Source organism: Mesorhizobium sp. Cs1299R1N1, from assembly GCF_037179655.1.
GTDB lineage: Bacteria > Pseudomonadota > Alphaproteobacteria > Rhizobiales > Rhizobiaceae > Mesorhizobium > Mesorhizobium salmacidum.
On sequence record NZ_JAPYKR010000010.1, the window covers coordinates 1 to 23,413 of the forward strand.

General features: G+C 63.0%; 19 protein-coding genes and 1 pseudogene. 3 read left to right on the forward strand and 17 right to left on the reverse strand.

Going from position 1 to position 23,413, the window contains the following annotated elements:
* A pseudogene (locus O7A70_RS21645) lies at window positions 1-1,057 on the reverse strand (hypothetical protein); the annotation flags it as partial.
* 75 nt (window positions 1,058-1,132) lie between these two features.
* Window positions 1,133-2,431: an adenylosuccinate synthase gene (locus O7A70_RS21650; RefSeq protein ID WP_337142286.1), complete on the reverse strand. Its 1,299-nt coding sequence runs from the start codon at window positions 2,429-2,431 to the stop codon at window positions 1,133-1,135.
* Between the two features lie 211 nt (window positions 2,432-2,642).
* Here O7A70_RS21650 and O7A70_RS21655 point away from each other — a divergent pair, with 211 nt between their 5' ends.
* Window positions 2,643-3,560, forward strand: coding sequence for a DMT family transporter (locus tag O7A70_RS21655; protein WP_337142287.1), 918 nt, complete (start codon window positions 2,643-2,645; stop codon window positions 3,558-3,560).
* A 204-nt stretch (window positions 3,561-3,764) separates the two neighbouring features.
* On the opposite strand, the gene serA is transcribed toward O7A70_RS21655, so the two are convergent.
* The 5 genes from serA to glmM all read right to left on the reverse strand — a co-directional run bounded on the left by serA (window position 3,765) and on the right by glmM (window position 10,470).
* Complete coding sequence (serA, locus tag O7A70_RS21660; protein WP_337142288.1) at window positions 3,765-5,366, reverse strand: phosphoglycerate dehydrogenase; 1,602 nt, start codon at window positions 5,364-5,366, stop codon at window positions 3,765-3,767.
* Window positions 5,367-5,430: 64 nt separating this feature from the next.
* The gene (locus tag O7A70_RS21665; protein ID WP_337142289.1) at window positions 5,431-6,606 is read right to left on the reverse strand and encodes a phosphoserine transaminase; all 1,176 of its coding nucleotides are present in this window, start codon (window positions 6,604-6,606) and stop codon (window positions 5,431-5,433) included.
* A 258-nt stretch (window positions 6,607-6,864) separates the two neighbouring features.
* Window positions 6,865-7,704, reverse strand: a complete 840-nt coding sequence (locus O7A70_RS21670; RefSeq protein ID WP_337142290.1) for an outer membrane protein — start codon at window positions 7,702-7,704, stop codon at window positions 6,865-6,867.
* A 322-nt stretch (window positions 7,705-8,026) separates the two neighbouring features.
* Window positions 8,027-8,869 carry an outer membrane protein gene (locus O7A70_RS21675; RefSeq protein ID WP_337142291.1) on the reverse strand — a complete coding sequence of 281 codons (843 nt, stop codon included), beginning with the start codon at window positions 8,867-8,869 and terminating at the stop codon, window positions 8,027-8,029.
* A 248-nt stretch (window positions 8,870-9,117) separates the two neighbouring features.
* Window positions 9,118-10,470 (reverse strand): phosphoglucosamine mutase, encoded by a 1,353-nt coding sequence (gene glmM, locus O7A70_RS21680; protein WP_027141808.1) that lies wholly within the window; start codon window positions 10,468-10,470, stop codon window positions 9,118-9,120.
* A gap of 369 nt (window positions 10,471-10,839) precedes the next feature.
* On the opposite strand from glmM, the gene O7A70_RS21685 reads away from it, so the two are divergent.
* Entirely contained in the window at window positions 10,840-11,718 is an 879-nt protein-coding gene (locus O7A70_RS21685) for a hypothetical protein (RefSeq protein ID WP_337130862.1), read from the forward strand.
* Between the two features lie 73 nt (window positions 11,719-11,791).
* Here the strand turns inward: O7A70_RS21685 and O7A70_RS21690 are convergent, their stop codons facing one another.
* Window positions 11,792-12,661: an NAD(P)-dependent oxidoreductase gene (locus O7A70_RS21690; protein ID WP_337142292.1), complete on the reverse strand. Its 870-nt coding sequence runs from the start codon at window positions 12,659-12,661 to the stop codon at window positions 11,792-11,794.
* A 28-nt stretch (window positions 12,662-12,689) separates the two neighbouring features.
* Complete coding sequence (locus tag O7A70_RS21695; RefSeq protein ID WP_337142293.1) at window positions 12,690-13,454, reverse strand: SDR family oxidoreductase; 765 nt, start codon at window positions 13,452-13,454, stop codon at window positions 12,690-12,692.
* A gap of 231 nt (window positions 13,455-13,685) precedes the next feature.
* On the opposite strand from O7A70_RS21695, the gene O7A70_RS21700 reads away from it, so the two are divergent.
* A complete protein-coding gene (locus tag O7A70_RS21700; RefSeq protein ID WP_337142294.1) occupies window positions 13,686-14,003 on the forward strand; it encodes a winged helix-turn-helix transcriptional regulator in 318 nt (105 codons plus the stop codon).
* 66 nt (window positions 14,004-14,069) lie between these two features.
* Here O7A70_RS21700 and ftsH read toward each other — a convergent pair whose 3' ends face one another.
* The 8 genes from ftsH to tolQ all read right to left on the reverse strand — a co-directional run bounded on the left by ftsH (window position 14,070) and on the right by tolQ (window position 23,249).
* Window positions 14,070-15,995, reverse strand: a complete 1,926-nt coding sequence (gene ftsH / locus O7A70_RS21705) for an ATP-dependent zinc metalloprotease FtsH (protein WP_027141803.1) — start codon at window positions 15,993-15,995, stop codon at window positions 14,070-14,072.
* Window positions 15,996-16,117: 122 nt separating this feature from the next.
* Window positions 16,118-17,485 (reverse strand): tRNA lysidine(34) synthetase TilS, encoded by a 1,368-nt coding sequence (gene tilS, locus O7A70_RS21710; RefSeq protein ID WP_337142493.1) that lies wholly within the window; start codon window positions 17,483-17,485, stop codon window positions 16,118-16,120.
* A 58-nt stretch (window positions 17,486-17,543) separates the two neighbouring features.
* Window positions 17,544-18,638, reverse strand: coding sequence for a tol-pal system protein YbgF (gene ybgF, locus O7A70_RS21715; RefSeq protein WP_337142295.1), 1,095 nt, complete (start codon window positions 18,636-18,638; stop codon window positions 17,544-17,546).
* Between the two features lie 179 nt (window positions 18,639-18,817).
* A complete protein-coding gene (gene pal / locus O7A70_RS21720) occupies window positions 18,818-19,324 on the reverse strand; it encodes a peptidoglycan-associated lipoprotein Pal (protein ID WP_027141800.1) in 507 nt (168 codons plus the stop codon).
* A gap of 235 nt (window positions 19,325-19,559) precedes the next feature.
* Window positions 19,560-20,870 carry a Tol-Pal system beta propeller repeat protein TolB gene (gene tolB / locus O7A70_RS21725; RefSeq protein ID WP_337142296.1) on the reverse strand — a complete coding sequence of 437 codons (1,311 nt, stop codon included), beginning with the start codon at window positions 20,868-20,870 and terminating at the stop codon, window positions 19,560-19,562.
* A 39-nt stretch (window positions 20,871-20,909) separates the two neighbouring features.
* Window positions 20,910-22,067: a TonB family protein gene (locus O7A70_RS21730; protein WP_337105681.1), complete on the reverse strand. Its 1,158-nt coding sequence runs from the start codon at window positions 22,065-22,067 to the stop codon at window positions 20,910-20,912.
* 7 nt (window positions 22,068-22,074) lie between these two features.
* Window positions 22,075-22,527 carry a protein TolR gene (gene tolR, locus O7A70_RS21735; protein ID WP_027141797.1) on the reverse strand — a complete coding sequence of 151 codons (453 nt, stop codon included), beginning with the start codon at window positions 22,525-22,527 and terminating at the stop codon, window positions 22,075-22,077.
* Window positions 22,528-22,538: 11 nt separating this feature from the next.
* Window positions 22,539-23,249 carry a protein TolQ gene (gene tolQ / locus O7A70_RS21740; protein ID WP_015315267.1) on the reverse strand — a complete coding sequence of 237 codons (711 nt, stop codon included), beginning with the start codon at window positions 23,247-23,249 and terminating at the stop codon, window positions 22,539-22,541.
* Window positions 23,250-23,413 lie beyond the last annotated feature (164 nt).

Genomic DNA, 23,413 nt, shown 5'->3' on the forward strand with positions numbered 1-23,413 from the left:
CCGCGGGCGTGGTCGCGGCTGGCGCGCCTGCCGCGGGCGTACCGGCAGCCGGCGTATTGGCAGCCGGCGCGGGAACCGCCGGCGCTGCCGTGGCCGGCGCATTCGTTGCCGTTGGCGGCGTCGTCAGCGCTGCGACGGATTCGCCCTCGCCTATGCCGCTCTGCCCACCCGCCGGGCCGGGATCGGTTTCGCCGCCTTCAGGCGTCAGCCGCTGCGTGAATTTCGTGCCTTCGGCGCCTGTCGCGGGCGCCGGTGGCGCGGCCGCGGCATCGGTCGCCGGCTTGGCCGGCTTTGCCGGCGTCGTTTTCACAGGTTCCGTCTTGGCAACGACCTTGCTGCCGTCCAGGCCCAGCATCCTGCCGAAGGCGTCCTTGTTCAGCCAGATGCCGTAACCGCCGCCGGCAACGACCAGCAATGCGACGACGGCGGCGATCAGCCCGCCATAGCTGCGCTTGCGTTCAGCCGGGCGCGAACGCTCGAAAGTGTCGGCGCCCGCCGGCGCTTCGTCATCGGCAAAGACATCGTCCTGGTCGTCGTCCCGATTCGCGTCCATCCCCGGCAAGGTCTTTTCCGAAAAGTCCGGAGCGGGCTGCACCGGCGTCGGCCTTTGCCAGCCTGGCTCGGATTTGGCGGCTGGAGCAGGCCGGTAGGGCTCGGGATTCGCCACGGGCTGCGCCGGTTTGTACGGCTCCGGGCTGGCCGCGGCAGGGGCGGGCCGATACGGAGACGAAGCGGGAACCGGTTCGGCCTTGACTGCATGCTTGACGTGGCTCGATTGGTTCTTGTTACGGTCGATGGAGGAAAAGATGTGTTCCAGTTCCGCGAGCGGATCCGTCTCCGGAATGCTTTTGACGTACTCACGCTCGACGCCGGCAATGGCGTCGTCCAGCGAGCGTTTCTGTTTGTCTATGGCCTCGGGAGCCAGCGGCGGCGAATATGCCGCAAGCTTCTTCGCCAGCATGGCGCGAACGCTGTTATAGATGCGCGTACGCTTCTCGGGCGTCTCGTCGCCGTGCTTCTCGAACGCGTTTTTCAGAACAGCAACGAAATCTGCCATGCTTCAGTCGACCTGTATTTTGCCTCCGCGCCGGCCCACGCAAATCAGCCGCGATGCCCGGAAAGGCTTCGGAAACTAGTCTTGAAACGGATCGGTCACAAGTATCGTGTCGTCCCGTTCCGGGCTGGTGGAGAGGAGCGCGACCGGCGCGCCGATCAACTCCTCTATGTATCGGACATATTTGACGGCCTGGGCCGGAAGATCGTTCCAGCTGCGTGCGCCGGCGGTGGTGCCTTTCCAGCCTTCCAGCGTCTCGTAGATGGGTTCGACGCGGGCCTGCGCGCCCTGGCTTGCCGGCAGATAGTCGATCGTCTCGCCGTCGAGCCTGTAGCCGGTGCAGACCTTGATCTCGTCCAGCCCGTCGAGCACGTCGAGCTTGGTCAGCGCGATGCCCTTGATGCCGTTGACTGCGACCGCCTGGCGCACCAGCACCGCGTCGAACCAGCCGCAGCGGCGCTTGCGCCCGGTGACGACACCGAATTCATGGCCGCGCGTGCCGAGGAACTCGCCGACCTCGTTCTTCTGCTCGGTCGGGAACGGACCTTCGCCGACGCGCGTCGTGTAGGCCTTGGTGATGCCGAGCACGTAGCCGATGGCGCCCGGGCCGACGCCAGAGCCGGCTGCGGCCTGGCCGGCGACCGTGTTGGACGAAGTGACGAACGGATACGTGCCGTGGTCGATGTCGAGCAGCGTGCCTTGCGCGCCCTCGAACAGGATGCGTTCGCCGGCGCGGCGCTTGTCGTCGAGCACCTTCCAGACGCGATCCATATAGGGCAGGATGTTGTTCGCGACCGAGGTCAATTCCTGCATGATCGCGTCATGCGTGACTTCGGAGTGGCCGAGCCCGCGACGCAGCGCATTGTGGTGCGTCAGCAGCCTGTCGACCTTCAGGGGCAAAGTTTCCAAATCCGCCAGATCCATCACCCGAACCGCGCGCCGGCCCACCTTGTCCTCGTAGGCGGGGCCGATACCGCGTCGGGTCGTGCCAATCTTCGTTCCGGAATTCGAAGCGGCATCCTCGCGGAATCCGTCCAGTTCCCGGTGTACGGACAGGATAAGCGCCGTGTTTTCGGCTATTTTCAGGCGATCCGGCGTCACGTCCACGCCCTGCGCCTTGAGCTTCTCCACTTCGGCGACGAAAGCGTGCGGATCGAAGACCACGCCATTGCCGATGATGGACAGCTTGCCTTCCCGCACGACGCCCGAAGGCAACAGCGACAGCTTGTAGACCTTGCCGTCGACGACCAGCGTATGACCGGCATTGTGGCCGCCCTGGAAACGCACCACCACATCGGCACGCTCCGACAGCCAGTCGACGATCTTGCCCTTGCCTTCGTCGCCCCACTGCGAGCCGACGACCACCACATTGGCCATGTTTCTTTTCCCTTGAGACGCCGCCGCGCGGCTTGGATATGGTTCGAAACGACAGGCCTCTATAGCGTCAAGACCTCGCGAGTGCGACCTTTCTTTGCCGCCAAAAATGCCCTGAGGCACAACAATTTCCGGCTTTGACATCATTTACTTGGGCTGGTGGGGGCAATAGGCCGGCAAACACCGCGGCCCATCCCGCGGCCGGAAGCCCGCGATGCATCGAAGCGCCTACATATTCCTGCTGCTCACCACCTTGCTGTGGGGCGGCAATTCGGTGGCCGGCAAGCTGGCGGTCGAACACGTCTCGCCGATGACGCTGGTCTTCCTGCGCTGGATGCTGGCCGTGGCGATCCTGCTGCCGATCGGCTGGCGCACGATCCAGGAGGATTGGCAGGCCGTGCGCAGGCACTGGTTCGTGCTGGCGGCGCTGGGCGCCAGCGGATTCACCCTGTTCAACACCATCTTCTACACCGCGCTGAATTACACCACGGCGATCAATGTCTCGATCGAACAGGCGGCGATGCCGATCCTGATCATGACAGCCAATTTCGTTTTCTTCCGCCTGCGCGTGAACTGGGCGCAGATCGCCGGGGTGGCGCTGACCATCTTCGGTGTCATCCTGACGGCCTGTCATGGCGATCCCCGCCGGCTGCTGACGCTGGAACTCAATTTCGGAGACGCCATCATGCTGGTCGCGGTCGTTCTCTACAGCGGCTATTCGGTCGGGTTGCGGCTGAAGCCGGCGATGCGCTGGCAGAGCCTGATGCTGGCCATGTCGTTCGCCGCGCTCATCACCTCGCTGCCCTTCTTCCTGTGGGAAGCCGCCGCCGGCAAGGTGATCGTGCCCGATACGCGCGGCTGGGCTGTCATCGTCTACACGGCGATCGGCGCTTCGGTGATCTCGCAGATAACATATATCAGGGGCAACGAGCTCATCGGCGCCAACCGCGCTGGCCTGTTCATCAATCTGGTACCGATCTTCGGCACGCTGCTTTCGGTGCTGATCGTTGGCGAGACCTTCCAGCTCTATCAGGCGCTGTCGCTGGTTCTCGTTCTGGGCGGCATCGGGCTCGCCGAACACAGCGGGCGCAAGATGGCTTCTGGCCAGAGCAATTCCAGGAAGCGCGCGTAGCACTTTCCCTAGAGATTGCCATGTAAAGAGTTGAAGCGGTTCGGCGATTCCATCAAACATTGAACCGCCGACTAGAGGCTTCTAAATCAAGCCACCGTCGGCAACGGCGCATCCGCCGGGTGGTTCCAGCAGTCGTGGAAACGCCCCGCATGCATTCCGGCAAACGGGGCGTCGTGTGCTTGTCGCCTGGGGAGGTGCGGAGAGCTAGATCCCGCCCACGTCGAACTGGAGGCGCTTTGCCGAGTCGATCGACATGTGGCCTCGCACCTGCTCCAGCACTTTTTCCGGGAACGGCGCGTCGAGATAGAGCAGCGCGATGGCGTCGCCGCCGGGTCGGTTGCGCCCAAGCTGGAAGTTGGCGATGTTGACGCCATTCTCGCCGCACACCGTGCCGAGCAGCCCGATGATGCCTGGTGCGTCAGCATTGGTCGTATAGAGCATGTGCTGGCCGACCTCGGCGTCGAGATTGATGCCCTTGATCTGAATGAAGCGCGGCTTGCCGTCGGAGAAGCAGGTGCCGGCGATCGAGCGGGTCCTGTGCTCGGTCTTGACGGTGAGCTTGATATAGCCGTCGAAGACGCCCGACTTGTCGCGCTTGACCTCGGCGACGATGATGCCACGCTCCTTCACCATGATCGGCGCCGAGACCATGTTGACGTCGGCGACCTGCGGCCGGATCAGTCCGGCAAGGGCGGCACTGATCAGCGCACGCGTGTTCATCGTCGCGGTCGAGCCGTCGAACAATATCTCGACCTCGCTGATCGGATCCTCGGTGACCTGGCCGACAAAGGCGCCGAGCACTTCGGCGAGCTTGACGAACGGCTTCAGCCGCGGCGCCTCTTCCGCCGTGATCGAGGGCATGTTGATGGCGTTGGAGACCGCGCCCTTGATCAGGTAGTCGGCCATCTGCTCGGCGACCTGCAGCGCGACATTCTCCTGTGCTTCCGCCGTCGAGGCACCAAGGTGTGGTGTTGCCACCACGTTATCCATGCCGAACAGCGCATTCTGCTCCGCTGGCTCGACCTCGAACACGTCGATGCCGGCGCCCGCCACCTTGCCGCTCTTCAGCGCCGCGACCAGGTCGGCCTCGACCACCAGCCCGCCACGGGCGCAGTTGATGATGCGCACGCCATTCTTCATCTTGGCGATGGCTGCCGCATCGATGATGTTGCGGGTCTTGTCGGTCAGCGGCGTGTGCAGGGTGATGAAGTCGGCGCGGGCGAAGAGTTCGTCCAGTTCCACCTTTTCGACGCCGAGCTCCTCGGCGCGCTTGTCCGACAGGAAAGGGTCGAAGGCGATGACATGCATCTTTAGCCCGACGCCGCGTGTGGCGACGATCGAACCGATGTTGCCGCAGCCGATGATGCCCAGCGTCTTGCCGGTGATCTCGACGCCCATGAAGCGGTTCTTCTCCCATTTGCCGGCATGGGTCGAAGCGTTGGCTTCCGGGATCTGGCGGGCGAGCGCGAAGATCATCGCCACGGCGTGTTCGGCCGTCGTGATCGAATTGCCGAAGGGCGTGTTCATCACGATGATACCCTTGCGGCTTGCCGCCGGGATATCGACATTGTCGACGCCGATGCCGGCACGGCCGATGACCTTGAGATTGGTGGCGGCGTTGATCAGCTTCTCGGTGACCTTGGTCGCCGAGCGGATGGCGAGGCCGTCATACTGGCCGATCACTTCGAGCAGCTTTTCCTTGTCCTTGCCGAGATCGGGCAGATAGTCGACCTCGACGCCGCGATCCTTGAAGATCTGCACGGCCGTGGGAGAGAGTTTGTCAGAGACGAGAACGCGGGGCGCCATGGCGGCCTCCTTGAAAATGGGATTGATCCGGGAATGGGCGGCCCTCGGGCCGCCACGGAGAGTTTCAGGCAGCCGCTTTCAGCGACGCCTTCTGGCTGGCAAAGGCCCAATCGAGCCAGGGCATCAGCGCTTCGAGATCGGAGGCCTCGACGGTTGCGCCGCACCAGATGCGCAATCCCGGCGGGGCATCGCGATAGGAACCGATGTCGTAGGCGACGCCTTCCTTGTCGAGCATCGACACAAGCCCCTTGGCGAACGCCGCCTGCCCATCAGCGTCGAGCGCCGCGACATCCGGGTCGCTGAAGGACAGGCAGACCGACGTGTTCGATCGTGTCGCCGGCGCGACGGCGAGATGGCCGAGCCAGGATGAGCTTTCCACGAACCGATCGAGCACGGCGGCATTGGCATCCGCCCTGGCAATCAGCGCATCGAGGCCGCCGATCGATTTCGCCCAGTTCAACGCGTCGAGATAGTCCTCGACGCAAAGCATCGACGGCGTGTTGATGGTTTCGCCCTTGAAGATGCCCTCGATCAGCTTGCCGCCCGAGGTCAGGCGGAAGATTTTCGGCAACGGCCATGAAGGCTTGTAGCTCTCCAGCCGCGCGACGGCACGCGGCGACAGGATCAGCATGCCATGCGCGCCCTCGCCGCCCAACACCTTCTGCCAGGAGAAGGTCACGACATCGAGTTTCTCGAAATCGAGCCTTTGCGCGAAAGCCGCGGAAGTAGCGTCGCAGATGGTCAGGCCCTTGCGATCGGCGGGAATGAAGCCGCCGTCCGGCACACGGACGCCCGAGGTCGTGCCGTTCCAGGTGAAGACCACATCGCGATCGAAATCGAGGCTGGTCAGATCCGGCAGTGCGCCATAGCCGGCTTCGATCTTGCGGACATCGGCGAGTTTCAGCTGCTTGACCACGTCGGTGACCCAGCCGGAGCCGAAGCTTTCCCAGGCGACCATGTCGACGCCGCGCTCGCCGAGCAGCGACCACAGCGCCATTTCGACGGCACCTGTGTCGGAGGCCGGCACGATGCCGATGCGGTAGTCGGCGGGGACCTTGAGAATCTCGCGCGTCAACGCGATCGCCTGCTCGAGCTTGGTCTTGCCGATCTTGGCACGGTGCGAACGGCCGAGCGCGGCGGATTTCAGCGCCTCGACCGACCAGCCGGGACGTTTTGCGCAGGGACCTGAGGAAAAATTGGGATTTGCCGGACGGAGTCCGGGCTTCGTAAGCGTCGTCATCGTGGTCTATCCTTCCAGATAGTGGCCCCTCGTTGGGGAGGGGTGGCCCACGGACGGCGATATGCGTTCAGGCCTCGGGCGTCAAGAGGAAAGTTTTTGTCGCTGCCGGGATACCAGACGCATGTCGCCCCAAAGTGCGCGGCAGTTTTGGGACAACGACATTGCAATCAAACAATGTCCGCGATCAGCATTTCGTGATCCAAACGCAAACGGCGGACCATAGGGATCCGCCGCCAAAGTCCCGGTCTTTCCCAAGCCTTACCAGAGGTCGTAGCGCAGCCCGAGCTTGACCGTCTGGTAGTCTATGCCCTTGTGAATATTGAAGGCGCCATTGTCATAGGCGACATATTTGCCGTCCGGCACCGAGAAATACTCATAGCCCAGATCGACGGAGACGTTCTTGGTAACCTGATAAGACAGCCCGGCGCCGATCGAGTAAGCGAAGTTGAATTTGGCGGCCGTATCGGTTTGGCCATCATACCCTGCGGGGTCATTGCAGAAAAACCCGCCCGTTCCGGCTGAATTTACCGGTGTTTCCACACAATCCTTGGCGCCGATGCTCTTGTAATATTTGTTGTACGCAAGGCCGATACCGCCGCCGATATAAGGAGTGATCCCGACATAAGTGCCGAGATCGACATAGCCATTGGCCATGAGGCTGTAGGCTTTGTTGCTGCCGTTGTCGATCTGGTCGCACAACTGCGATGCGGGCGCGGAATTGATGGTTCCGAAACCGTCATCTACGAGCGTCGTGCCTTTGCAAGTGGTGGCAAGTTTCTGATGATCGGCGAATTTATTGGTCGGCAGAATCCCGCCATTCAGTTCCACCCGAAGATAGTCGTTGACGTGATAGCCCATGCCGACGCTGCCCGTAAAAAGGCTGCTCTCGGACGTAAAGCTGTTCAGGGGCCCGCTCGAAACCTCCTCGTTATCGAATGGGTGGCTGAACGCATAGCCGACATCGCCGCGCAGGTACCAGCCCGAGCCGACTTCGACCGGCACATAGTCGGGTGCCTGGTCGACATAGATCGGTGGATCGTAGTCGGCGGCTATTGCAGGCGTCAGCGGCAACAGGAATGCGGCAAGCGCCAGCCCCATACGCGATATTGATATCATGGTCCCCGGCTCCCGAATTCGGCGCGTCGCATAGGTGACGGCACCATCGTTTCAGGAAGCATTGTTAACCATAGTGGTTAAGTCGCGGTTAAGGCTAACAGAGAGTTAGCGAATTGATTTCGCTAACGCATGTCGCCCAAAAATGGCCTGACTCTGGAGAAGCCGGCATGCAGGAAAGCAAAGGTCTGAAGTGTGCCGCTTGGTTCTATTTCGATGCGACGCCTGAAGTACTTCCCTGGCGACAACCCAAACGAAAACCGCCCGGCTGGGCCGGGCGGTTCGCATATAGCAGGTCGTGCAAGTCTTACTTGGTGTAGATCGGCTCGGGTTCGGGCTGGTAGGCCACCACCGGTGCGGCGCAACTGTTGTTGCCGCCGAACTGGTAGCGCAGGCCACCCCGCACCTCGTGGGTGTTGAAGCCATGGTCGAAGCCAGGCCCGGCGCTGCTCGTGTCATATTCGAACATGCGGCCGCCCTGGATATGGGAGAAGCGGTAGCCAGCATCGAGGATGACCTTGTCGGTCAGGCAGTAGGAAGCACCGGCCATGACCGCATAGGCGAAACGCCAGTTGGATGCGCCAGGATTGGTCTCGGTGGTGTTCGGATCGTGGACGGTATCCCACTTGATGCGCGCACCGCCGATGCCGGCGCCGACATAGGGCGTGATGCCGTGCCAGGTGCCGATATCCACATAGGCATTGGCCAGCAGCAGCAAGGCGCTCATCTTCGACACTTCGGTCGAGGTCGAGGTGAGATCCGAGGTTCCGCCATTGAAATTCGACTTGAACCAGTAGTCGGCGGTCAGGTCGGTGCGGAAATGTTCGTTGATCTTGTAGCCGACGCCGCCGCCGAGCGAGAAGCCGCCCTTGAGCTTGCCATAGTCAAAAGTCTTGCTGCCGGCGACACCGACAGGAGGTCCGCAGGGGCAAGGGGCGGCCCCATAGGTGATGTAGTCGATGTCGCCCACCTTCGACTTGTGATAGTCGATGTCGCCGCGGATATACCAGCCGCCGACGTCCACCGGCTGCTCGTAGACCGGTGGCGGTGCCTCTTCGACCTGTGGCTCCGGCAGGTCGGCTGCGAACACCGGCCAGGCCAAACCCGCGAACAGCAGCGCGAACAGGGCCTTTCTTGCTGTATTGAACATGCTTGTCACCCCTAGAAACCTCGGAACGGCGATCGTGTCCGAATGAGATTGGCTTTCAGGCGTGGATAATGAATTGCAAAGGTTAAAAGGCGTTTAACCCTGTCGATTAACCACGAATCTCTAAAGTTCCATCGATTCGGCGATGATTTCGACAGAAGCAGACCAGTTGTGGCCAACAAAAAAGCCCGCCGGAGGGGCGAGCTTCGATGCAACCAAGGCGGCGCGCGACGCCTTCCCCTGTGCGGCGATCAGGCGGCGCTGCGGGTTTCCGAGATCACCCCGACGATGTCGTTGACCACGGCCTCGACCAGCTGCGGGTCATCGCCCTCGGCCATGACACGGATCAGCGGCTCGGTGCCGGATGGACGGATGACCAGCCGCCCGGCCTTGCCGAGACGGTGGCGCGCGTCTTCGATCGCGGCCTTGACCGGGGCTTCCTCCAGCGGCTTGCCGCCGGCGATGCGAACGTTCTTCAACAGTTGCGGCACCGGCTCGAACTTCTTCGACAGTTCGCTGACCGGGCGACCCTGCCGCTTGATGCAGGCCAGCACCTGCAGCGCCGAGACCAGACCGTCGCCCGTGGTCGAAAAGTCTGACAGCACGATGTGGCCCGACTGCTCGCCGCCGACGTTGAGCCCATGCGCGCGCATATGTTCCACGACATAGCGGTCGCCGACCTTGGTGCGGTGCAATTGCAGCTTCATGTCGCCGAGAAAGCGTTCGAGGCCGAGATTGGACATGATCGTCGAAACGACGCCGCCGCCGGCCAGTCGCCCGCTCTGGTGCCATGACTCGGCGATCAGCGCCATGATCTGGTCGCCGTCGACGATGGCCCCGTTCTCATCGACGATGACGACGCGGTCGGCATCGCCATCGAGCGCGATGCCGATGTCGGCGCGCACTTCATGCACCTTCTTCTGCAGCCCGGCCGGATGGGTCGAGCCGCATTCCCTGTTGATGTTGAAGCCGTTGGGTTCGACATTGATGGCCACGACCTCGGCGCCAAGTTCCCACAGCGCCTCGGGCGCCACCTTGTAGGCCGCGCCATTGGCGCAGTCGACGACGATCCTGAGGCCCGAAAGCGACATCGAGCGTGGCAAGGTGCGCTTAGCGAACTCGATGTAGCGGTCATGCACGCCGTCGACGCGCTTGGCGCGGCCAAGCCCGTCAGAATCGGCGAGCGCCAGTTCGATATCCTTGTCGAGCATGCTCTCGATGCGTTCTTCGATCTCGTCGGAGAGCTTGTAGCCGTCAGGCCCGAACAGCTTGATGCCGTTGTCGTAATAGGGATTGTGCGAGGCCGAGATCATGACGCCGATGTCGGCACGCAGCGAACGCACCAGCATGGCCACTGCCGGCGTCGGGATCGGGCCGAGCAGGAACACGTCCATGCCGGCGGCGCAAAGGCCGGCCACCATCGCGTTCTCGATCATGTAGCCGGAAAGCCTGGTGTCCTTGCCGAGCACGACACGATGGCGATGGCTGCCGCGCTGGAACGAAAGACCGGCGGCCATGCCAACCCGCATGGCGATTTCGGCGGTCATCGGAAACTTGTTGGCGCGCCCGCGAATGCCATCCGTGCCGAAGTAATTCCCTGCCATGCTAACCAGTACCCTCGATTGTCCTTAGCCGGCACGTCATGCCACAATTGGCCGCCGCGCCTCGATCACATTGTGTGATTATATGTTACCAATCCTTAGAAAATCATTGTTGTGCACTGCACACAACATGGCGGCAGCTTAGCATGGAGACGCGGTTGCGTCACAATATACCAGTTTTGCGAGCCATTCGGCGCGGATGCACCCCGAGAATTCTTGCTTTGGCGACCGTCAGGTCAAATGATTTCATCACCTTGTCGTCAGAACGCGATTTTCGGCGATATATACGCCACTTGGCATCTGGCGCAACCGACCGTTGAGCGTTATTGATTCGCTGGGACGTATAATGGGCTGCAGCCACGGAGAAACGCTATGCTCATCCACCGAATTGCTACTCTGACCGGCCTTGCGGTCGCGACGTTGTTCCTGGCCGCGCCAGCCAACGCGCTGACGATGGCCGAGTGCAGCACGAAGTATAACGCCGCCAAGGACGCGGGGACACTTGCCGGGGCGACCTGGAACCAGTTCCGCAAGGCACAGTGCGGCACCGACGCCGCGGCCACCACCGACACCAAGGCGGCCACGACCAAGGCTGCTGAAACCAAGGCTGCTGAAACCAAGCCGGCCGAAACCAAGCCGGCCAAGACCACCAAGGCTGCCGCCGCGGCTGCCGACAGCACGGCCAAAGGCCTGACCGCCAAGGAATGCAGCACCAAGTACCAGGCCGCCAAGGCCGCCGGGACGCTGAACGGCATGAAGTGGAACGACTTCCGCAAAACCGAATGCGCCGCTGGCGCATCCGCCGCCGCTGACACCACCAAGCCGGCAACCACCAAGGCTGCGACCACGACCGCCCCGGCCGCCGCTGCTGGCAAGGGCCTGAGCATGGCCGAATGCAGCACCAAATATCAGGCTGCCAAGACGGCGAACACGCTGAACGGCATGAAGTGGAACGACTTCCGCAAGAGCGAATGCGGCGCCAGCGCCTCTGACGATGATACCGTGCCGGCTCCGAGCGAGGCGACCTACACCAAGGAACCAGCAAAGCCGACTGCTGTGGCGCCGAAGGGCGTGACTTTCCCGACCGCCATCTCGCCGAAATTCGCCAGCGAGACCCCGGCCAAGGGCCGCATGCACACCTGCCTCGAACAGTACTACGCCAACAAGGACGCCAACACGCTTGGCGGCCTGAAGTGGATCCAGAAGGGCGGCGGCTTCTACAGCCTCTGCAATGCCAAGCTGAAGAGCTGATCGACCGCATCTGAAAAAACAAAGCCCGCGAGCCGCAAGGTTCGCGGGCTTTTTTGTTCGGCATTGGCCAGGCTCAACTCCCTTGCTTGGAGAGGAGCCCGACCAGACTTGAAAGATCGGCGTTGGCCATGCCAGCCGCCACACCGCGTCGCATAAGATTTTGCATCGGCAAGACGAGTTCGGTGCTGACATCAGCCGCTTTGCTGGCATCGACCAGATTGACATAGGCATCTGCCTGCATGCCCAGATTGGAAACGACATTGGCGGTGTGGTCGCCACTGTCGATCTGTTGCGCCCATTTCGGCAATCCGCCTTGCATCGCCTGAAGCCACGATGTCAGCAGCGGCATGAATTCGCCGGCGGGGATTCCAGCCTTGCCCGTCAATGCCAATGCCTGCAGGACACCGGCGAACAGCCCGTACATGCCGGCCAGGAGCGAGATGTCGTAGAGTGGCGCGAGACCGGCATCCTCGCCAAGATACTTGCTGGTGCCGAGCGCATCGAGCCGACCTGCATGATCGTCGAACGCTTGCCTGGAGCCACTGTAGAGTATCAAGGCATTCTGCCCGCCGATCATCGGCGGTACCGCCATGATGCCGCCGTCGATATAGTCGGCTCCGCATTGGGCGGCCCAGACGGACATCGCTCGCGCCTGTTCGGGTGTGCCGTTGGTGAGATTGACCAATGTACGGCCCGAAAGCGCGTCCCCTGCGGGACCGAGCACCTCATGGACAGTGTCGTAGACCAGAAGGCATGCCACGATCAGCGGGCTCGACCTGACCGCTTCCTCGACATTCCTGGCCACTATGGCGCCCTTGGCCGCGACGAGCCCTGACTTTGCCGCTGAGCGGTTCCACACCGTCACCGCGTGCCCCTTCTCAAGAAAGGCTTCGGCGAGCGCCGTGCCCATGGCACCGAGGCCGATTACAGCAATATCACTCATTCTGCTTTTCCTTTGTTCGCTTTGCCGGTCACGCTGGCAGAGGGCTCAGATCCTGGCCAAGGCCGCCATCCACGGTCAGCCGGGCACCCGTGGTGAAGGTCGCGTCGAAAGCCAGGAACAGCACCGCACGCGCCACCTCCTCGATCGTGCCGTGACGCTTCATCGGCGTGACCTCGTCGCCTATCCTGATGAAGGCCGCACGCTCCTCGGCGGAAGCGCTGGCCACACCCATTGTCGGTGTGTCGATGAAGCCGGGGCTGACCACATTCACGCGGATCCGGCGCGGCAGCAGTTCGGCGGCCAGCACCTTGGCGAAGGCGCGAAGTGCTGCCTTCGACCCGGAATAGACGCTCATGCCGCCGGTGCCGGATTCGTCGGCGACAGACGAGGTGAAGACGATGGCGCCGCCATCCCTGATGAGGGGCAAGAGCCGCTGAACGGTGAAGAAGGCCCCCTTGGTATTGATGTTGAAGATGCGGTCGTAGCTGTCTTCGGTCACCTGCGGCACCGGCTCCAGATAGGCGATCCCGGCATTGACGTGCAGGAAATCGATCTGGCCGAGCTTCTGCCCGACCTCCGCGCCAAGTGTAACGATAGCGGCCATGTCGCCGATGTCGGACCGCAGCACATGGGCGCGCGAAAACAGCCTGGCGCGTGCGGCATCGATGTTGCGTTCGTCACGGCCGGTGACCAGCACCTCGGCGCCGCCCTCGACCAATGCCTCGGCGACAGCGAGCCCCATGCCGTGGGTTCCGCCGATCACCACAGCTTTGCTGTTTGCGTATCGTGTCATGATGCAGCCTTTTGACAAAATCCTGCCCTCGACGGCCTTTGCAGGCCGAAGCGGGATACCGATATGGTGTTGTGGTGCTCGCCGGTGTTTGCGATCTGGTCCAAAGCTATGGGCCGACTTGGTTTTTCTCAAGTACCGACAAAAATGTAAGCCACCCACCGATTGCTCAGAATTGGATGAAACATGGGAAAGAAACAGCCAGATAGTTGCGGACTTGGACCCGCACTCGAGGTGATCGGCGGCAAATGGAAAGCGTTGCTGCTCTGGCAGATACACAAAGCGCCGGCGCGATTCGGCGAGCTGAAGCGCCTGGTGCCCGACATCAGCGAAAAAATGCTGATCCAGCAGCTGCGCCAAATGGCGGCGGACGGCATCGTCCATCGCCAGGTCTTCCCCGAAGTGCCGCCCAGGGTCGAATATTCGATCACCGACTTCGGCATCGAGTTGGACAATGCCCTGATCCCGCTCGCCAGATGGGGCAAGCAACATGCGGTGCGGACTGAAAGGCGCCCCGGCAAGGCAGATGTGCCCGCGCCGCACGCTTCGTGACCAGCACCGAATAAAAAAACGCCGCGGTTTGAAGCCGCGGCGTTTCTTGAAACCTGTAATCTAAGCTCAGCTAGACGGCTGCGGCTCCATGCCGCCTTCGGGCTCGGGGCCCTTCTTGCGGCGGCCGGACTTCGGCACGGCCGAGCCACGGCTCGGCGGCGTGTCGTCGCCAAGGTCGCGCGAGGGCTTCTGTCCGGCGATCAACTGCTTGATCTCCTCGCCCGACAGCGTCTCGTATTCGAGCAGGCCTTGCGCCAGCGCGATCCATTCCTTCTTCTTCTTGGTCAGGATGGATTTAGCCGTCGAATAGGCTTCGTCGATCAGGCGGCGCACCTCGCCGTCGATGATCTGCGCGGTCTCTTCCGAGATATTCTGCGTGCGTGCCACCGAATGGCCGAGAAACACTTCCTCCTGGTTGTCGCCATAGGCGACATGGCCGAGCTTGTCGGAGAAGCCCCAGCGCGTGACCATGGCGCGCGCCAGCTTGGTCGCCTGCTCGATGTCGGAGGAAGCGCCGGACGTGATGTTCTCCTTGCCGAACTTGAACTCTTCGGCGACGCGGCCGCCCATCATGATGGCGAGGCGCGAGATCATGTATTTGTAGCTCATGGAATAGCGGTCGCCTTCCGGCAACTGCATGACCATGCCGAGCGCGCGGCCGCGCGGAATGATGGTTGCCTTGTGCAGCGGATCGGCCGACGGCACGTTCAGCGCCAGGATGGCGTGGCCGGCCTCGTGATAGGCGGTCAGCTCCTTCTCGGCCTGAGTCATGGCCGACGAGCGGCGCTCGGCGCCCATCATGATCTTGTCCTTGGCGTCCTCGAATTCGGCCATGGTGACGAGGCGCTTGTTGCGCCGCGCCGCCATCAGCGCGGATTCGTTGACTAGGTTCATCAGGTCGGCGCCAGAGAAGCCGGGCGTACCACGAGCGACGACCTTGAGATCGACATTGGGCGCCAGCGGCACGTTGCGCACATGCACCTTGAGGATCTTCTCGCGGCCGACGATGTCGGGGTTCGGCACCACCACCTGGCGGTCGAAACGGCCTGGACGGAGCAATGCCGGATCGAGCACGTCGGGCCGGTTGGTGGCGGCGATCAGGATAATGCTTTCGTTGGACTCGAAGCCGTCCATCTCGACCAGCAGCTGGTTCAGCGTCTGCTCGCGCTCGTCATTGCCGCCGCCGAGGCCGGCACCGCGATGGCGGCCAACGGCGTCGATTTCGTCGATAAAGATGATGCAGGGCGCATTCTTCTTGGCCTGGTCGAACATGTCGCGGACGCGGCTGGCGCCGACGCCGACGAACATCTCGACGAAGTCCGAGCCCGAAATGGTGAAGAACGGCACGTTGGCTTCGCCGGCGACCGAGCGGGCAAGCAGCGTCTTGCCGGTGCCGGGAGGGCCGACCAGCAGCACGCCGCGCGGAATCTTGCCGCCGAGGCGTTGAAACTTCTGCGGATCGCGCAGGAACTCGACGATCTCTTCGAGATCTTCCTTGGCCTCGTCGACGCCAGCGACGTCCTGGAAGGTGACGCGGCCATGCGCCTCGGTCAGGAGCTTGGCCTTCGACTTGCCGAAGCCCATGGCACGCCCGGAGCCGGACTGCATCTGGCGCATGAAGAATATCCACACGCCGAGGATGAGGATCATCGGCAGCCATGAGATCAGGTAGCCGAACAGCGAATTGGAGCCGTCGGTCTCAGGCCGCGCATTGATGGTGACGTTCTTGTCCTGCAGCCGCGAGACCAGCTGCGGATCGCCGGGCGAATAGGTCTGGAAGCCACTGGAATTGTCGGTGTAGGTGCCGGTGATACGGGCGCCCGCGATGGTCACCGTCTTGACCCGGCCGGCCGCGACATCCTGCAGGAACTGCGAATAAGGCACATCGCTCGAAGCCCCGCGCGTCTGCGGCGTCTGGAACAGATTGAAGAGGGCGATGAGCAGGACCGCTATGATCGCCCAGAGCGCGAGATTGCGATAGTTCGGATTCATCAATTGTCCCGTTGGCGTCCGCGAGCGGACAGCATCATGAGAGGAAACTTGGGCCTAACATAGGGAGAGCGTCCCCCCTTGCCAAGCAGAACAGCATGTCTGGGTTAAGCTTTCGCCCAGCATCAACCGGCACTGTGGCCACGCAATGGCAAGGCGGGAAGCGGCGCCGCGCCGATCAACCCGGCGACGGCGCGTGCCGGGGCCAGATCGAAGGACGGCAGGAAGCGCGCAAAGGGGCTAACGACCGGCGACGCCGCGAACCCTTGCGGTGCGGGCCAATCAGGCGCCGGACCAGCTTTCCCGACGGCTTCCAGCAGGGCTGGTTCAGCCGCCAATGCCGCGCGCAACAGGCTGGGCGGGGTCTCGCCCCGGCCTGCAGCCAGCCGCTTCGCCGCCGCTGCCCCGAATGGCGCGATCAACAATGCACCGCTGGCGTCGTTCAACGTGATTTGGCGGCGGCCATCCCAGATGGCCGCGTCGACCGCCGCCGCTGCCGCCGGCAAGCCCCGCATCTCTCGGTGCAGGAAGATGCCGGCGCGCCGGAAGTCGACCACCGTCCGCGACAATGTGGCGCAAAGAAACCCGGCCTTCAGCCGGGCGAACAACGCCTCGCTGCGAGCCAGGTCCGGCAGGAAGGCAATCCCGCCTGACGTCGCCAGGAGAATGCGCAGCGCGTAGACGGCCGCCCGGTCGTCGGCGGCGCCGAGCAGGGCCGGATCGAGCCGGATGAGGCCCGCTGCCGGCCGGCTGGCAAAGCGCTCGACCAGGCAGGCGGCCTCCGCGCCAAGCCGCGTGCGGGCGCCGGCCTCCTGTGCCGCCAACGCCAGCGCGTCGTTCATACGCTGTGCGCCGGCCTCCCCGGCAAGGGTTGCGCGCATGCGCGGCCGCTCGAAGGCCTCATCGGCATTGGTCGGGTCCTCGGTCCAGCCGACCTGTTGGCGCCGCAGGAAATCGCGCAACGCGTGGCGCCGCACGCCAAGAAGCGGTCGCACGATCCAGTCGCGCCAGTCATGCAAGGTGGCGGGCGCCATGCCGGCAAGGCCCCGTCCCTCGTCGCGGGCCGCATCGTTGCGATCGAGCCGCATCAGCACCGTCTCGGCCTGGTCGTCCGATGTATGTCCGGTCACGATCAGGCCGATGCCTTCCGTCCGGGCGGCGCTGGCCAGCAGCCGGTAGCGCGCCTCGCGCGCCGCCGCCGGCAGGCCGGTCGACGGTTTTTCTCCGGACCAGGCCAGGATACGGTGGGCGATGCCGCGCTCCGCGCAAAGCTTCGCCACGGCCTGTGCCTCATCGGCCGAACCCTGCCGCAAGCCGTGGTCGACCGTTACAGCCAGCAGCCTGGCGGACGGTGCGGTTCGGTCGAGATGCTGTTTGAGAAGAAGAAGGAGCGCAGTCGAGTCGCTGCCGCCTGATACGGCCGCAACAGCGCCGTTGGTAAAATCGATATGCGAAAAAAGTCTCGTCGAAAAATCAGGCCCGGGGTCGAGCATCAATGCATGTCGCCAAAAGGCGGTCCCGGGTTTGGGACTGCGACATCCCTGGGAAAGATCAGCACGCAGCCAGTGCCTTCTCCTGCTTGACGCGTTCCTTGAGTGTGCTGGAAATGTCAGGATAGCGCTTGCCGACCTCGCTGAAGGTGGCGCAGGCGACATCATGCTGCTTGAGGCCGACCAGCGACACGCCGAGCTTCAACAGCATGTCGGGCGCCTTTTTGGCCTTGGGATAGTCCTTGCTGGCGGCGAGGAAGACTTCCGCCGCATCGCGGTATTTCTGCTGGCCAAGCAGCGATTCCCCCAGCCAGTAATGTGCGTCCGCCGCCTTGGCGTCCTTGGGGAAGCGGGAGATGTGGTCGCGGAAACCCTGTTCGGCGGTGCCGTAGTCGCCCGACAGGATGAACTGGTAGGAGTTGCGGTAGAGCTCTTCGGGATTGTTGGTGGCGGGCAGCGCCGCGACCACCGTGCCGCCGGACTTGCCGGCCTTGGCGGGTGCGCCGTTGGCTGGTGCCGTGTCCTGTGCCGGCGCGGTTGCCTGCGTGTTGCCGCCCGCATCGATCACATTGCCATTCTTGTCGACGGTGATGGACCCAAAGGTCTTTTCGGGCGCTCCCTTGCCGGGGATCACCTTGCCGGGGTCGCCGTCGGGTGACTCGACAATGACGTCCTCGACCGTCTTGCCGTTTGCGGATTGATCGCCGCCGGGCGCGGCGCCGGCATCAGCCGGCGCCTGGGTTGCCGGGGCCGAGGCCACGTCGGTGTTGGTTCCGGTGGTGGCGTCTGATTTCTTCTGCGCCGGCGGTTGTCCGCCTTGCGAGCCGCCTTCCAGCTGCTGGAAGCGGAACTCGTTGTCTTCCTGCTGTTTGCGGATCTGCTCCTGCATTTGCAGGATCTGGAAATTGAGTTCCTCGACCTTGCCGGTCAGCTGCCGCAGCTGGTCCTCGAGCCCGGTCACGCCGGCGCCGCTCGACTGCGCGAGCTGGACCTGATCCTGCTTTTTCTTCTCACCGAAAAGGCTGGGCAACTCAAGTGTCGGCAGATGGAAGGAAAAACCGCTCTCGGTTGATTGCCCCGAACCGCTCGCCAAAGCGGTTACGCCTGATAGGAGCAGCAGCGCAAGCGTGCCGCTCAGAACCGATCTCAAATGCATGTGCTTCTCGCCGTCCAATCGTTAGCTTGTTCGCGCCTTCCAATCGATGTGAGACCAGCCAAGCGCCCTCGGCTCATAGCAGGGCGCGAGACTTCGGCCAAATTTTGTTTCGGGCCTCGGGATATGAAAAAGGCGGCCCGGAGGCCGCCTTTCGCAGAAGTGTGTTGTATTTTTGCCGATCAGGATCCAGCGCCGCTGAGCGTGGTGACGGCGCGGCGGTTCTGCGACCAGCAGGAGATGTCATCGCATACCGCAACCGGACGTTCCTTGCCGTAGGAAATCGTCTTGAGGCGGCTGGCCGAAACACCCTTGGAAACCAGGAAGTCGCGAGTGGCGGCGGCACGGCGGGCACCGAGCGCCAGATTGTATTCGCGCGTGCCGCGTTCGTCGGCATGGCCTTCGACGACGATGGCATACTGCTTGTACTGGTTCAGCCACTGCGCCTGACGCGAAAGCGTCGTCTGCGCGTCGGCCCGGATCGAGGTCGAGTCCGTATCGAAGAAGATACGGTCGCCGATGTTGACGGTGAAGTCCTGCGCCGAGCCGGGTGTTGCAGCACCGGCGCCATTGAGGCCAAGGTCAGCGGCGCTGTTCGGCGTCTTCTTCGAGGCGCAACCGGCGACGGCGAGCATCGCCACCAGCGCGATCATGACCGGGTTTCTGGTAAGTGCTGCGATACGGCCCATGCCGCCTCTCCTTCGTATTCGAGTGATTTCGTTGATCACCCAGTAACCACGTTTGGGTTAACCGGCATTCAAGAAACACGGTTAAAATTTGGTTTAAGCTGCCCGTCCGCAGCCGTTTTGTCATGAGCCACAGTTGGCGCGGACCCTAGGCGGAAATGCGGCCAAAACGCGACGAAGGCATGGAAAAGGGGCCGAAAACGGCCCCTTTTCACCGTGTGTGGCAATTCAGTCGAACCTATTCCAGCAACGGCGACCAGGCCGGATCCGAAGCAAAATTCGATGTCGGGATCGGCTGTTCGTTGCGGCCGGTGAGATCGACGGAAACCAGTTTCGGGCCGCCATTGGAGTCACGGAAGAACATCAGCACGCGGCCGTTCGGGGCCCAGGTCGGGCCTTCCTGCTGGAAGCCGGATGACAGGATGCGCTCGCCAGAGCCGTCGGTCTTCATGACGCCGATCTGGAATTCGCCGCCGCTCTGCTTGGTGAAGGCGATGAGATCGCCGCGCGGCGACCACACCGGCGTCGAATAGACGCCGTCGCCGAAGGAGATGCGGGTCTGGCCCGAGCCGTCGGCGCCCATGACGTAGATCTGCGCGCGGCCGCCACGGTCGGAGGTGAACACCACCTTGCTGCCGTCGGGCGAATAGGAGGGGGAGGTGTCGATGGCGGTCGAGTTGGTCAGCCGCGTCGTCGAACGGCTGCGCAGGTCCATGGCGAAGATGTTGGAATTTCCGTCGTCGCGCAGCAGGCTCATGATCACCTTCTGGCCGTCGGGCGAGAAGCGCGGCGCGAACGTCATGCCTGGAAAATTGCCGACCAGTTCGCGCTGCCCGGTCTCGATCTGCAGGAGATAGACCCGCGGCTGGCCGCTTTCATAGGACATGTAGGTGATTTCCTGCCGGTTCGGCGAGAAGCGTGGCGTCAGCACGATCGACCGGCCATCCGAAAGGTAGCGGATATTGGCGCCGTCCTGGTCCATGATGGCGAGGCGCTTCTTGCGCGCGTTCTTGGCGCCGGACTCGTCGATGAACACGACGCGCGTGTCGAAATAGCCCTTCTCCCCGGTCAGCCGCTCATAGATGGCATCGGCGATGATGTGGGCGACGCGGCGCTGATTGGCATCGTTGGCAAAGAACTGCTCGCCGGCCATCTGCTGGCCGGCAAAGGTGTCCCACAGCCGGTATTGGGCGCGGATGCGGCCGTCGGCCTCCTTGCTGACGCTGCCGGTGACCAGCGCTTGCGCGTTGATTACCTTCCAGTCTTCGAAGCGGGGTGTTGCGTCCGGATTGGCGATCTTCTCGATGAAGGCGCTCTTGTCGATCGGCGCGAACAGGCCGGAGCGCTTCAGATCGGCAGTAACAATCTGGGAAATCTGGGCGCCAAGCGCATCGCCGCCCTGGAAATCCGTGATGGCGATCGGCAGCGGCTCGACATTGCCCTTGTTGACGTTGAGTTCGACGAGCGCCAGCGCCGGCAGCGTGCCGGCAGCGGTCATGCCCATCGCCATCGCGGCAATCATCAGGAGCGGCTTGAGGATTGATTTCATGTCTTCTCGCTTCTCATACTGATTTTCGGATGTCAGGGCCTACAGGCCAAGCATCTCCCTTGGGTCGAATGTGACCCGGATGTCGTTCCAGATATCCTGCTTGCCGGCGGGAACCTGCAGGCCGGCCATGTCGCATTTCTGAACCGCGCGCACCGCACTCTCATCGAACTGCCTGTTGCCGCTCGATGTTTCAACCGACGGGCGACCGTCGAGCTTGCCTGAGTTGTTCAGATTGAAACGGACGACGACGACGAAATTCTCCGACCCTTCAAGCCCGGCCGGCAAGGTCCAGCAACCGCCCAACTGGCTTTCCAGGGCGCCCTGCTCCGACTTCGACAGCTTCTGGCCCTGATCCTTGTCGCCACCGAGCGACGCCTGCTGGGTCGAGCGCTTGGCGCCGCCGCCGGACGGCTTCTGCTTGTCGAGCAGGGCCGAAATCTCATTGGCGTTGAACTGCTTGTCGTCGGACTTCGGCTTCGACGAGGCTTCCTTGACCGGCTTGTCGGCATCCTTGCGGTCAGGCGCCTTGGCGCTTTCGGCCTGTGCCGGCTGCGGCTTTGGCCGCGCTTCCGGCGCGGGCGCCGAATTCGGCAATTGGGTCTCTTCTGTGGGCGGGTCCTTGGCTATGGCCTCGGCGACGGCATCCGGCTTGACCTCAGGGGTCGGATCGATAGCAGCGGTCTTGTCCTGCGGCGGCGGTGTCGGCGCCGGCTTGGCCGGCGTCGGCTTGGGCTCCGTCTTCTTGACCGGCTCGGGCTTGACCTCTTCCTTGGGCGTTGGCGCTGGCGCCACTTCCGTCGCCGGAATGGGCTTGGGCTTTTCCTGCGGCTTCGGCACGTCCTCGGTCTTCGGGATTTCCTTCGGGGTTGGCGCTGGCGCCGGGGCCGACGTCGTGTCGACGGGTTTCGGCTTGGCTTCCGGCGTTATCGGCTTGTCGGTGTCGACGCTGTTTTCGCCCACCTTCTGCGCATCCGGCACGACGTCGGGACGCTGCGTCGGCAACGGCGCCGGCTTTTCATGCATCACGGCCTTCTTGTCGCCCTGTAGCGTCTGCGCAATGGCTTCCATCGGCACGATATCGACCGCAACCGACTCCACGTCGGCCGACGGAAGCGCGGCCGGCGCCGACAGGGTGAACAAGCCGAAGGCCAGCACCGCCGTGTGCAGGATCACCGATGTGGTGAGGCCGGTCCTCATCGTGCGTCTATTGATCCTGTTCCTGCAGTGAAACCAGGCCGATGTTCTTGTAACCAGCGGCCGAGATGCGAGCCATGACCTTCATGGCCGTGCCATAGTCGGTCGATTTGTCGCCACGAATGAAGATACGCTCTTCATAACCGGTCTTCGAGATCGCCTGCAGCTTGGCCACCAGTTCCTCGATCGGAATCTCGGTTTCCTGCAGGAAGATCTTGCCGGTCGCATCGATCGAGACGGTGATTGGCTGGGTGTCGGCATTCATCGCCTTGGCCTGCGTGTCCGGCAGGTCGATCGGCACGCCGACCGTCAACATCGGCGCGGCGACCATGAAGATGATCAAAAGCACGAGCATGACGTCGACCATCGGCGTGACGTTGATCTCCGACATCAGCGCATGGTGGCGGCCGCGCCGCCGGTGGCCGCGCCCGCCGCGCCCTCCCATGCCTACGGACATACCCATCTCGTTACTCCTCAGGCCTTAGGCGCGACTTTTTCATCGATTTGGCGCGAGAGTATGGCGGAGAACTCGTCGGAGAACCCCTCCATGCGCACAGCGATCTTGCTCGCATCCGATGACAGCTTGTTATAGGCGATGACCGCCGGAATAGCGGCGAGCAGGCCGATGGCCGTCGCCAGCAGCGCTTCGGCGATACCGGGCGCGACCACCGCGAGGCTGGTGTTCTTGGAGCCGGCGATGGCCTGGAACGACGTCATGATGCCGATGACGGTGCCGAACAGGCCGATGAAAGGTGCTGCCGATCCGGTCGTGGCAAGAAAGCCGAGGCGTCCCTCCAGCTTCTCCATCTCGCGAGTCAGCGCCAGGTCCATGGCCTTGTCGATACGGGTCTGCAGGCCGAGCGGCGACTTGGCGCCTTTCTCGAAACTCTTCTTCCATTCACGCATGGCGGCGACGAAAATGGCGCCCATGCCTGTCGTCTTGCGGTCGGCGAGCGTGCGGTAGAGTTCCTCCAGCGACTGCCCGGACCAGAAAACCTGCTCAAAGCGGTTCAGCGCCAGCCGCATGCGGCCATAGGCGACCAACTTGTCGACGATGATCGCCCAGGTCCATACCGAGGCGCATAGCAGCCCGATCATGACCAGCTTGACCACCCAGCTGGCCTGCATGAACAAGGCCCAAATCGACAATTGCGCGCCCGGTTCGGCGAGTGCGATATTTTCCATCGTTACGTCCTTAAGATTTTCCGGGCGAAGCTGGCGGCTGGCCCATGGCATCCCTTGTGGTCGGTTCGCACGAAGCTACCGGACACCCCAAACCGTGCCGTTAGCGGCCTTTTCGGGGCAAATATTGGTGAAAGGAAGGCGCTGGATAACGCCAATCTTCGCCA